The following is a 12,462-nucleotide window of genomic DNA, read 5'->3' on the forward strand; positions in this document are numbered from 1 at the left end:
GATTAACGTACCTTCAGCGTTGCCAGGCCAATCAGCACCAGCATCAGCGAAATAATCCAGAAGCGCACAATCACACGCGGTTCTGGCCAGCCCTTCAGTTCATAGTGGTGGTGAATCGGCGCCATGCGGAAAATACGCTGGCCGCGCAGTTTGAATGAGCCCACCTGCAGGATCACTGACAGGGTTTCCACCACAAACACACCACCCATAATCACCAGCAGGAACTCCTGACGCAGCAGCACCGCGATGGTGCCCAGCGCGCCGCCGAGCGCCAGCGAACCGACGTCGCCCATAAAGACCTGCGCCGGATAAGTGTTAAACCACAGGAAGCCGAGACCTGCGCCGACAATCGCGGTACAGACAATCACCAGCTCACCGGCATGGCGCAGATACGGAATATGCAGGTAACCGGCAAAGTTCATATTACCGGTCGCCCACGCCACCAGCGCGAAGCCTGCTGCAACAAACACGGTAGGCATAATTGCCAGGCCATCAAGGCCATCGGTCAGGTTGACCGCGTTACTGGTGCCGACAATCACAAAGTACGCCAGCAGCAGATACAGCAGACCCAGTTGCGGCATGATGTCCTTGAAGAACGGCACCACCAGCTGCGTCGCCGGGGTGTCTTTGCCTACCGCGTACATCGCGAAGGCGACAATCAGTGCAATCACCGACTGCCAGAAGTATTTCCAGCGGGCAATCAAGCCTTTGGTGTCTTTACGCACCACTTTGCGGTAGTCATCGACAAAACCAACAATGCCGTAACCCACCAGCACAAACAGCACGCACCAGACATACGGGTTAGACGGGTACGCCCACATCAGCACCGAAATGGTGATGGAGGTCAGGATCATGATGCCGCCCATAGTCGGCGTGCCGCGCTTGCTAAAGTGCGATTCAGGACCGTCGTTACGCACCACCTGACCAATCTGTAATTTTTGCAGGTAAGCGATCAGGCGCGGTCCCATCCACAGGGAGATAAACAGCGCGGTCAGCAGGCTGACGATGGCGCGAAACGTCAGATAGGAAAAGACGTTAAAGCCAGAATAAAAAGCGACCAGATGTTCGGCCAGCCAGACTAACATGTTCCTTTCTCCTGTAAGCTCTGCACTACCTGCTCCATGGCGGCACTGCGAGAACCCTTAACTAAAATGGTCATATCTGCATGAGCAGATAACAACGACTGCAGACGTTCAGTCAGCGCCGCTTTTTGTGCGAAGTGTTCACCCACACCGCTGGCATCGCTGATGCCTTTGCTGAGTGACCCAACGCTCAATACTTTATCGATGCCCGCCAGACGCGCCGCTTCGCCAACCTGACGATGGCACTCGGCGGACTCGTCGCCCAGCTCAGCCATATCGCCCACCACCATCACGCGGTAGCCCGGCATGTCACCCAGCACCTGCGCCGCGGCAGTCATCGAGCCAACGTTGGCGTTGTAGCTGTCATCAATCAGCAGCTGACGGCTGTTCAGCGCAATCGGGAACAGACGTCCCGGCACCGCCTGCAGGCCAGCCAGCCCGTTCTGAATCGCGCTCAGTGGCGCATCCACTGACAGCGCCAGTGCCGCCGCGGCCAGCGCATTGGCGATATTGTGACGCCCCGGCAACGGCAACGTCACGGCAATCTCAGCCTGCGGGGTGTGCAGGGTAAATTCGGTGCCACGGGTGCTGAAACGCACATCCGTTGCCCAGAAGTTACTGTCGGGCTGCTGATCGGGTGAAAAACGCCACACCGTTTTGTTATGCAGATGATTCTGCCAGTGCGGCCAGTCATTGCTGTCGGCATTAAGGATCGCCGTTCCGTTAACCGGCAATCCTTCATAAATTTCGCCTTTGGCTTTGGCGACGCCCGCCAGCGAACCAAAACCTTCCAGATGCGCGGCGGCGAAGTTATTGACCAGCGCCGTTTCCGGCCGAACCAGATCCACGGTGTAAGCAATTTCACCCTGGTGGTTGGCGCCCAGCTCAATCACGGCATACTGATGCTCTACCGTCAGACGCAGCAGCGTCAGCGGGACACCAATATCGTTATTCAGGTTGCCCGCGGTATACAGGGTTTCGCCACATTCACGCAGAATGGCAGCGGTCATCTCTTTGACCGAGGTTTTGCCGGAAGAACCGGTTAACGCCACCACCCGCGCAGTACTCTGCTGGCGCACCCAGGCACCAAGCTGGCCCAGCGCCAGACGCGTATCCTTCACCACCACCTGCGGTGCGGAAACAGGTAAGCGCTTACTGACCAACAGTGCTGCCGCGCCTTTACCCAGCGCATCCTCTGCAAAGTCGTGCGCATCGAAACGCTCACCCTGCAGGGCGATAAACAGCGCGCCCGCGGTGATTTTGCGGGTATCGGTGGTGACGTTCTGAATTGTCAGATCATCGCCGTGTAACACGCCGCCAGTGGCAGTCGCCAGTTGCTGTAATGAGAAATCAATCATGCGACCACTCCTAACAAACGCGCGACCGTCATACGGTCGGAGTAGTCCAGACGCTGGTTGCCGACGATTTGATAATCTTCATGACCTTTGCCAGCCACCAGTACCACATCATCAGGCTGTGCCTGCATGATGGCGTTAGTGACCGCTTGCGCACGTCCGTGTACCACACGAGCGCGTCCGGCATCGAGCAGGCCTGTCAGAATATCCGCGACAATCGCACCTGGCTCTTCGCTGCGCGGGTTGTCGTCAGTAATCACCACCACATCGGCGAACTGCTCAGCAATCGCCCCCATCAGTGGACGCTTACCTTTATCGCGGTCACCGCCGCAGCCGAACAGACACCACAGCTTGCCTTTACAGTGCAGACGCGCCGCTTCCAGCGCTTTTTCCAGCGCATCCGGGGTGTGAGCATAATCCACCACCACCGTCGGTTTGCCCGGCGCGTTAAACACTTCCATACGACCACACACCGGCTGCAACTGGTTGCCGGTCGCGACCAGCGCCGCCAGCGGATAATCGAGCGACAGCAGCGTCGCCAGCGCCACCAGCAGGTTGCTGACGTTAAATGCGCCCATCAGACGGCTGTCAATTTCGCCGTTGCCCCAGCTGGAGTCAAAACGGACTGTCGCGCCGTTGTCGTGGTACACCACCTCAGTGGCTTTTAACCAGCGGCCACGGCAACCGGGCTGCAGGTTGTAATGCATGGTAACAGCGACCGCATCCGGCAGGTTTTGCAGCCAGCGGAAGCCCACTTCATCGTCAGCATTGATAATCATCTGGCCGGCCTGATGTTCAGAGAACAGCAGCCATTTTGCGGCTTCGTAATGCGCCATATCGCCATGGTAATCAAGGTGGTCACGGCTCAGGTTGGTAAAGGCTGCCGCGGCAAACGGCAGCGCCGCCACGCGATGCTGTACCAGGCCGTGGGACGACACTTCCATCGCCGCCAGCGTGGCACCCTGCTGTACCAGCGAATGCAGCACATGCTGCACATCCACTGCCGAGCCGGTGGTATTCTCTGCCGCCACCAGCTGACCATACAGACCATTGCCGACCGTGCCCATCACCGCACCGGTTTCACCCAGCAGGTTGGCCCACTGCGCCAGCAGCTGCGTGGTGGTGGTTTTACCGTTGGTGCCGGTCACGCCAATCAGACGCAACTGCTCACCCGGCTGCTGATAAAAACGCCCGGCCAGGGCGGAAAGACGCTGCGGCAGCTGGGACAGGTAAATCACCGGCACACCGTGCATCTCTTTGATCTCGCCATCACTGGCTTCGCCTTCAGCTTCGGCGATAACCGCCGCGACGCCCTGAGCAATCGCCTGCGGAATAAAACGACGACCGTCGGCCTGATGGCCGGCAATCGCCACAAACAGATCGCCGGATGCCGCCTGGCGGCTATCCAGTGTCATTTCACGAAGCGGACGCTCCGGTGCGCCAGGCACCCATGGAGCCAGTAAGTCGCGCAAGTTACGATCTGTCACCTGTTCCCTCATTTCTGTTATTTACCACGTTATTCTGGTCGTTAGTGGGTAATGCATCCGGTTCGATATTCATGGTGCGCAATACGCCACCCATGATGGCGCCAAAGACTGGCGCAGATACCGCACCGCCGTAATATTTACCGGCCTGCGGATCGTTAATCACCACCACCAGAGCAAAACGCGGATGGCTGGCAGGCGCCACGCCTGCGGTGTAAGCAATGTATTTATTGATGTAGCCGCCGTCCGGGCCGACTTTTTTCGCTGTACCGGTCTTGATAGCGATGCGATAACCTTTAATCGCCGCTTTCACGCCACCGCCGCCCGGCAGGGCAACACTTTCCATCATATGCACCACGGTTTTGACCAGCTCTTCCGGGAACACGCGTTCGCCGGAAACCGGAGGATCAACCTTGGTGATCGACAGCGGGCGATAAATGCCGTAGCTGCCAATGGTTGCGTAGACTCGCGCTAACTGTAACGGCGTTACCATTAGCCCGTAGCCGAAAGAGAAGGTGGCCCTCTCTATGTCAGACCACCGTTGTTTTTGAGGATATAAGCCACTGCTTTCTCCGACCAACCCCAAATTGGTCGCCTTACCCAGTCCAAAGCGCGCGTAGGTATCTACTAACGCAGAGGATGGCATCGCTAACGCCAGCTTTGATACACCGACGTTACTCGACTTCTGCAGGACCCCGGTCAGGGTCAGTTCGCTGTAGCGTGCTACGTCCTTGATTTCATGGCCGTTAACGCGATACGGAACAGTATTCAGTACGGTATTTTCTTTCACCACGCCACGTTGCAGCGCGGTCATCACCACCATCGGTTTCACCGTGGAACCCGGTTCGAAGATGTCGGTAATGGACCGGTTACGCATCACATCTTTTGGCGTACCGGTGAGGTTATTCGGGTTGTAAGCCGGGCTGTTGGCCATCGCCAGCACTTCGCCGGTGTTAACGTCCACCAGTACCGCAGTGCCGGATTCCGCTTTGTTAAACGCCACAGCATTGTTCAGTTCGCGATACACCAGCGCCTGCAGGCGTTCATCAATACTCAGTGCCAGGTTATGCGCCGCCTGGCTGTCAACGGAGGAGATGTCTTCAATCACCCGACCATAGCGGTCTTTACGCACGGTACGTTCGCCGGGCTGACCGGTCAGCCATTTGTCGAAGCTTTTCTCCACGCCTTCGATGCCCTGGCCATCAATGTTGGTAAAACCAATCAGATGTGAAGTGACCTGTCCCGCCGGGTAGTAGCGGCGTGACTCCTGGCGCAGATAGATGCCAGGCAGTTTCAGTTTCTTGATGTAATCGCCAATCGCCGGGTTCACCTGGCGGGCAAGATAGACAAAACGTCCGGTCGGGTTGGCATTGACACGTGTCGCCAGCTGGTCCAGCGGAATAGAGAGCGCATCAGACAACGCTTTCCAGCGGCTGTCGACTGTCACACCGCCGTGTTCATGCAGTTCTTTCGGATCGGCCCATACCGCATTCACTGGCACGCTGACTGCCAGCGGACGCCCGGCGCGGTCGCTGATCATGCCACGCGCCGTCGGCACTTCCTGCACGCGCAGCGAACGCATATCGCCTTCACGTACCAGTTTGTCCGGGTTAATCACCTGCAGATAAGCAACACGCAGCAGCAGCCCTGCCAGCGCCAGAAAAATACAACCGCACAGCAACGCAAAACGCCAGCTGACAAAGCTGGCCTGATCTTCCTGTTTTCTTAACTTCAGCGTTTTCGTCGCGGCTCTCATCGAGTCCGTCATTCCTTATAGCTATTGCTGAACCACAATATTTTCCTGCGCCGGATCGACATGCTGCATCTGCAGCTTCTCGGTTGCGGTGCGCTCAACCCGGCTGTGATCGCCGAGGGCATTCTCTTCGAGGATCAGGTTGCGCCATTCGATATCCAGCGCATCCCGCTCAAGCACTAACTGTTCACGCTGTGCCGTCAGCAGACGGGTTTTGTGCGCGGTGGTCACCACCAGTACGGCGGAAACCAGTACGGCAACCAGCAAAATCAGCGGGATCTTGCCGTGGCGCAGCAGATCCCCGCCAATAACGCCGGGTAAACTGTGGCGCTCATTGCCAATCACAAGGCGCTCCTCTCCGCGATACGCAGTACAGAGCTGCGCGCCCGTGGGTTTTCTGCCACTTCCGCTTCACCCGGCATCATTTTGCCGAGGGCTTTTAACTGGCGACCGCCGAGCTTCTGCAACTGCGCTTCAGTCATCGGTATTCCCGCCGGAACCTGCGGTCCACGACTCTGTTCGCGCATAAACCGTTTCACGATCCGGTCTTCCAGCGAATGGAAGCTGATCACCGATAAACGTCCGCCAGGTGCCAGCGCCACCAGTGCGCCTTTCAGCGCCTGCTCGATCTCTTCCAGTTCACTGTTGACCCAGATGCGGATCGCCTGGAAGCTGCGCGTCGCCGGATGCTTGAACTTGTCTTTCACTGGCGTGGCGGCATAGATCACATCCGCCAGCTCTTTGGTGCGCGTCATCGGCTGCTCGCGATTGCGCTCAACAATGGCGCGGGCGATGCGTTTGGCAAAACGCTCTTCACCAAAGGTTTTCAGTACAAACGCGATATCACTTTCTTCCGCCTGCAGTAACCATTCGGCGGCGGAGAGACCACGTGTTGGGTCCATCCGCATATCGAGTGGTCCGTCACGCATAAAGGAGAATCCACGCTCCGCATCATCCAGCTGCGGCGACGATACGCCAAGATCCAGCAAAATACCGTCGATCTTGCCCGTCAGTCCGCGTTCTTCCGCATACAGTGCCAGTGCAGAGAACGGGCCATGAATAATGCTAAAACGCGGATCGCTGATGGCGGCAGCGGCGGCGATAGCTTGCGGATCGCGATCGATGGCATACAGCCGTCCCTGTTCTCCCAGCTGGGAGAGGATCAGGCGTGAATGTCCACCACGCCCGAACGTGCCATCGATATAGATGCCGTCAGATTTCAGGTTGAGGCCATTCACTGCCTCATCTAACAGCACCGTGGTATGTTTAAAATTATCCTGCATAGCTATAGCGACAAATCCTGCAGCCGGTCAGAAGTTGGTTCCGTACCGGACTGCTCAGCGTCAATATCTTCCCTGACTTGTTGATACCAGGTCTGTTCATCCCACAGCTCAAACTTGTTGAACTGGCCGACCAGCATCACTTCTTTTGTCAGACCGGCATGCTGGCGCAAAGTATTCGCCAGCAGCAAACGGCCTGCATTATCCATCTGACACTCACTGGCATGGCCGAGAAGCAGCCGCTGTACGCGACGTTCTGCTGGCACCATGCTGGACAAGCGAGACAGCTTTTGTTCAATGATTTCCCATTCGGGCAAGGTATAAAGCAGCAGACATGGCTGATGGAGGTCAATGGTACATACCATTTGCCCCTGAGATTCCCCGATCAGTAATTCGCGGTAACGCGTCGGAATTGCCAGCCGCCCTTTACTGTCGAGATTGACTAACGTTGCCCCACGGAACATGCCAGTCTTACCCCTTAGCCACCCTTTATCACCACTTTACACCACAAATTCCCACGAAAAGAGTTTACGGAGCGAATGAAAACATTGTCAAGCCGCAGTACCAGCCTGATGACAATATTTATGAAGGAAGGAAAACAGGGGGAAGTTAAAAATAAAGGCCGCATGATACAAAACAAAAAAATAAGCCGATGAATAATGACAAAAAATTCACATCACTTTTAAGTGTGCTCAAAAATATAGCAGTCTTAGGGTTGTGAAAATTTCCCTGCCAGCTTTGCGAGCTGGTTTACATTTTAAGGTATTTCCGAGAGATTGCCCAGCGCTTTGCCGCCTGCTGCGGCCTGGCGGCGCGCCGCTCAGCACAGCGCAAACGTTAAAGTTGATTAAAGTTATAAACATCAATCAGGGTGATGCTTACTTTAATTTACGTAACTACCCATTTCGACATTGATAATTAAACGGCAATTTTTTCCCGCAGTAAATTGCCAGCAAATTATGAATAAATGTAAAAAAGGCAGCTTGCGCTGCCTGTCATTTTTTAGCTGCCTTTGCGGCTTAATTTTCCGCGCCGGAACAGATTGCGTCGAATGCGCGTTAACCCCGGTTTCGGTTTACGCGGTTCATCGAGGCTGGCCAGTACCAGCTCCAGCACCCGCTCCGCCACATCACGATGACGCTGCCCAACCGCCAGCACCGGGCATTCGAGGAAATCCAGCAGTTCGTGGTCGCCAAACGTTGCAATCGCCAGGTCCACCGGCAGACGACCTTCACGTTTCAGCGCCACATCCATCACGCCCTGCAGCAAGCCGAAGGAAGTGGTGAACAGCGCTTCCGGCATCTCATGATCTTCGAGATACTTCTCAAACAACGCCGCCGCGGCAGTGCGCTCATAACTGTTGGCATAGATGTAATCGATAGGCCGTTCGTCGTCCTGCCACGCCTGGCGGAAACCCATCTCGCGCAGAAAACTGACGGAAAGCTCCGGTAACGCGCCGAGAAACAGCACATTTTTCACCGGCAGTTTACGCAGCTCCGCCGCCAGCGCTTCGGCATCATCCTGATCGGCACCCACCACACTGGTGAAGTGCTCACGATCCAGCGCGCGATCCAGTGCGATGATCGGCAGCGGATCGTTGACCCAGCGCTGATAGAACGGATGCTCCGGCGGCAGCGCCGTGGACACAATGATCGCATCCACCTGACGTTGCAGCAGATGTTCGATGCAGCGCATCTCGTTATCAGGCTGATCTTCCGAGCAGGCAATCAGCAACTGATAGCCGCGCTGACGCGCCTGACGTTCCAGATAATTGGCGATACGCGTATAGCTGGTATTTTCCAGATCGGGGATCACCAGACCAATCGACCGCGTACGCCCTGCACGCAGGCCCGCCGCCACCGCATTAGGATGGTAATTATGTTCACGCACCACCGACATCACTTTCTCGACGGTTTTATCGCTGACACGATACTGCTTCGCTTTGCCATTGATGACATAGCTGGCGGTCGTGCGCGAAACTCCGGCGAGGCGCGCAATTTCATCCAGTTTCACAATAACCCCACACTTCAGATGTTATGGCCATTCATTTTGCCCTCCCCCTAAATCATTCAGCTTGCAGGAAGGCGGCAAGCACGCGAATCCCCGGGAGCATAGATAACTATGTGACCAGGGTGAGCGAGCGCGGCCAACGCACCTGCAGGTTGAATGATGACGGGGGATATCCCTGCCATAACTATGGATAAGTCTCTTAAATACATCTAACAGCAGAAAAGAGGTGTGAGCAACCGCTTTTCATCGACTTAGCTGACCTGAGCGACAAAATATAAAAAAAAGTTGAGGGGAAACCTGCAAGAAAAAACCCGGCGATAGCCGGGTTTCAGGAATCAATACGCGTGGTATCGGCTGACGACTGGCCACTCAACGCATAATGCGGTCGCCGCGCGACACGCCGACCACGCCGGAACGCGCCACTTCGACGATTTCCGCGACGTCACGTACCGTCGCCAGAAACGCGTCCAGCTTATCACTGGTGCCCGCGAGCTGAACCGTGTAAAGCGTTGGCGTAACATCGATAATCTGCCCACGGAAAATTTCCGCGCTGCGCTTCACTTCTTCACGACCGTAGCCACTGGCCTGCACCTTCACCAGCATGATTTCGCGCTCGACATGCGAGTCCGGCGCTAATTCGCTGACGCGCAGGACATCAACCAGCTTGTGCAGTTGTTTCTCGATCTGCTCCAGCACTTTTTCATCGCCGACGGTCTGAATCGTCATGCGTGATAAGGTCGGATCGTCAGTCGGCGCTACTGTCAGGCTTTCAATGTTGTAACCGCGCTGGGAAAACAGGCCTACTACGCGGGACAATGCGCCGGATTCGTTCTCCAGCAATACTGAAATAATACGACGCATAATTATGTCCTCTCCGTTTTGCTCAGCCACATTTCGTCCATACCGCCACCGCGAATATGCATCGGGTAAACGTGCTCGGTGCCATCCACCGTGACATCGACAAACGCCAGACGGCCGTTTTTCACCACTTCCAGCGCCTGAGCCAGCTTCTCTTCCAGCTCTTCCGGACGCGTGATTGACACACTAACGTGACCATACGCTTCCGCCAGGCGCACAAAGTCAGGCAGCGATTCCATATAGGACTGTGAGTGGCGACCAGAATAGATCATATCCTGCCACTGCTTCACCATACCGAGGTAACGGTTGTTCAGGTTCAGCACCAGCACCGGCACGCCATACTGCAGCGCCGTCGACAGTTCCTGGATATTCATCTGGATACTGCCGTCGCCCGTGACACAAACCACGGTTTCTTCCGGCAGCGCCATCTTCACGCCCAGTGCGGCGGGCAGGCCAAAGCCCATGGTGCCGAGACCACCGGAGTTGATCCAGCGGCGTGGCTCATCAAACTGGTAGTACAGCGCAGCGAACATCTGGTGCTGACCAACGTCAGAGGTCACATAGGCATCGCCATGCGTCAGACGGCAAATCGTTTCGATCACGGCCTGCGGCTTGATGCTGCCGCTGTTGCGGTCAAACTCAAGGCACTTACGCGCTTTCCACTGATCGATGCTCTGCCACCAGTCACGCAGACTGTCGAAATTCTGGCTGGCTTCGTTTTGCGCCAGCAACTCCAGCATTTGCTCCAGCACCTGCTTCGCATCACCGACAATCGGCACATCGGCTGACACGGTTTTTGAAATCGAGGTCGGATCGATATCAATATGCAGCACGGTGGCATTCGGGCAATATTTCGCCAGATTATTGGTGGTGCGATCATCGAAACGCACTCCAACAGCAAAAATCACATCGGAGTGATGCATGGTCATATTGGCTTCGTAGGTGCCGTGCATGCCCAGCATACCCAGCGCCTGACGATGCGTGCCCGGGAACGCGCCCAGCCCCATCAGCGAGGTGGTAACCGGTACATTGAGTTTTTCCGCCAGCTCACGCAGTTCAGTGTGGCAGCCTGCGTTAATCACCCCGCCACCGGCGTAAATCACCGGTTTATGCGCCGCCAGCAGCATCTGCAGCGCACGCTTGATCTGCCCTTTATGTCCCCGAGTGGTCGGGTTATAGGAGCGCATGCTCACCGACTCAGGCCAGACATACGGCAGTTTATTGGCCGGGTTGAGAATATCTTTCGGCAGATCGATTACCACCGGTCCAGGACGACCGCTGGCCGCCAGCCAGAAGGCTTTCTTAATCACCGCCGGAATATCTTCGGTATTTTTCACCAGGAAGCTGTGCTTCACCACCGGGCGGGAAATCCCCACCATGTCGCACTCCTGGAAGGCATCGTAGCCAATCAGCGATGAGGCAACCTGGCCGGACAGCACCACCATTGGGATGGAGTCCATATACGCGGTGGCAATACCGGTAATGGCATTGGTCGCGCCGGGGCCAGAGGTGACCAGCACCACGCCCACTTCGCCTGTCGCACGCGCATAACCATCCGCCATATGCACCGCGCCCTGCTCGTGACGCACCAGCACATGGTCAACACCGCCGACCGTTTGCAGCGCGTCATAAATATCGAGCACTGCTCCGCCCGGATAACCGAACACATGTTTCACGCCCTGATCGATTAACGATCGGACCACCATCTCGGCTCCTGACAACATCTCCATCTTTGCCTCCAGGCTTAAGATACTGATTCTACTGACCCATTCACTTGCCATTACTGTCGCGCAACAAACCATAGCGTCGCACAGACGATGCCAGAGGAAGTCAGAATCTTGGGTTTCATTCTCAGATTGAGGAAGTCATTTCCCCAACCCAGTACAGGGGGTAAGTGATGCCCTTGCTGATTCTTCTCATTAGAGTTGTGGGATTACCATAACCGCGAAAAACCAGGCTGGCAAACATCAAAGGTGGCATCCATAACAAGCACCACAATTAAGCCGCTGGAGGAGTGGGAATAGCTTCGACAATTCCACTAAACGCACGGGGAAACAAAAGCGGTTTATTCTGCCAGGGTAACCATTCACAGAGTGATCCTATTCTTATTGAAATTAATCCGGGCGGAATAAAAGACAAGCCTGTTAAAGTGCAGCGCATTACTGGTTATCTGTGCTGGTGTTTAATCAATTAGCAATATAATTCGCCATGAATAATCCTCAGTAACCCGGTTTCGGGATAAAGGATTAATCATATAAATTAGCTAATTATCAATAAGTTAAACATCGAAAATATGACTTAACCCATTGATTTACATTAGCATACTGTTCTCTTCTCCCGGCTAAGTGAGACAATACTCTGATTCGCGAAATAACTACAGCATATTTTACTTAGCACTTTGCGCGTGGATTGTGGGCCAGAAGGTTGACAAGGCGCGGCGAAACACGTATCAATATTGGCAACACAAAATTTATGGGGTTTGATTCAGCATGATTCGCGCTTTCCGCCTACTCGGTCTACTACTAAACGCATCATATTTGCGCGGTAGGCTTGTGGGCGGAATCCATCACTGATTCAGACTCGCAAAACTTAAAAAACCCGCGCCAATGCGCGGGTTTTTTTATGCTCGTGACACAGGCG

11 protein-coding genes are annotated in these 12,462 nt (G+C 55.4%); 1 reads left to right on the top strand and 10 read right to left on the bottom strand.

From position 1 onward, the window contains the following. Positions 1-2: 2 nt before the first annotated feature. From mraY to ilvI, 10 genes are all read right to left on the bottom strand, one after another. A complete protein-coding gene (gene mraY, locus ACSZO1_RS05615) occupies positions 3-1,085 on the bottom strand; it encodes a phospho-N-acetylmuramoyl-pentapeptide-transferase (protein WP_437610368.1) in 1,083 nt (360 codons plus the stop codon). Further along, a complete protein-coding gene (murF, locus tag ACSZO1_RS05620) occupies positions 1,079-2,440 on the bottom strand; it encodes a UDP-N-acetylmuramoyl-tripeptide--D-alanyl-D-alanine ligase (RefSeq protein ID WP_437610370.1) in 1,362 nt (453 codons plus the stop codon). The genes mraY and murF overlap by 7 nt, the downstream gene beginning before the upstream one ends. Then, positions 2,437-3,924, bottom strand: coding sequence for a UDP-N-acetylmuramoyl-L-alanyl-D-glutamate--2,6-diaminopimelate ligase (murE, locus tag ACSZO1_RS05625; protein ID WP_437610372.1), 1,488 nt, complete (start codon positions 3,922-3,924; stop codon positions 2,437-2,439). The genes murF and murE overlap by 4 nt, the downstream gene beginning before the upstream one ends. After that, entirely contained in the window at positions 3,911-5,677 is a 1,767-nt protein-coding gene (locus ACSZO1_RS05630; protein ID WP_437610373.1) for a peptidoglycan glycosyltransferase FtsI, read from the bottom strand. The genes murE and ACSZO1_RS05630 overlap by 14 nt, the downstream gene beginning before the upstream one ends. Positions 5,678-5,698: 21 nt before the next feature. Beyond that, a complete protein-coding gene (ftsL, locus tag ACSZO1_RS05635; protein WP_437610375.1) occupies positions 5,699-6,019 on the bottom strand; it encodes a cell division protein FtsL in 321 nt (106 codons plus the stop codon). Next, positions 6,016-6,957 carry a 16S rRNA (cytosine(1402)-N(4))-methyltransferase RsmH gene (gene rsmH / locus ACSZO1_RS05640; protein ID WP_437610377.1) on the bottom strand — a complete coding sequence of 314 codons (942 nt, stop codon included), beginning with the start codon at positions 6,955-6,957 and terminating at the stop codon, positions 6,016-6,018. Before rsmH ends, ftsL begins: the two co-directional genes overlap by 4 nt. 2 nt (positions 6,958-6,959) lie before the next feature. Next, positions 6,960-7,418 (bottom strand): division/cell wall cluster transcriptional repressor MraZ, encoded by a 459-nt coding sequence (mraZ, locus tag ACSZO1_RS05645; RefSeq protein WP_437610379.1) that lies wholly within the window; start codon positions 7,416-7,418, stop codon positions 6,960-6,962. Positions 7,419-7,956: 538 nt separating this feature from the next. Next, a complete protein-coding gene (gene cra / locus ACSZO1_RS05650) occupies positions 7,957-8,967 on the bottom strand; it encodes a catabolite repressor/activator (RefSeq protein ID WP_437610380.1) in 1,011 nt (336 codons plus the stop codon). Between the two features lie 366 nt (positions 8,968-9,333). Next, on the bottom strand, positions 9,334-9,825 hold the full coding sequence (ilvN, locus tag ACSZO1_RS05655; RefSeq protein ID WP_437610382.1) for an acetolactate synthase small subunit: 492 nt from the start codon (positions 9,823-9,825) through the stop codon (positions 9,334-9,336). 2 nt (positions 9,826-9,827) lie between these two features. After that, positions 9,828-11,552 (bottom strand): acetolactate synthase 3 large subunit, encoded by a 1,725-nt coding sequence (gene ilvI / locus ACSZO1_RS05660; RefSeq protein ID WP_437610384.1) that lies wholly within the window; start codon positions 11,550-11,552, stop codon positions 9,828-9,830. 759 nt (positions 11,553-12,311) lie between these two features. Between ilvI and leuL the strand changes: the two genes are divergently transcribed. Further along, positions 12,312-12,395, top strand: a complete 84-nt coding sequence (gene leuL, locus ACSZO1_RS05665; protein WP_437610437.1) for a leu operon leader peptide — start codon at positions 12,312-12,314, stop codon at positions 12,393-12,395. The last annotated feature ends 67 nt before the right edge of the window (positions 12,396-12,462 follow it).

The organism is Erwinia sp. V71, from assembly GCF_965644245.1.
Lineage (GTDB): Bacteria > Pseudomonadota > Gammaproteobacteria > Enterobacterales > Enterobacteriaceae > Erwinia.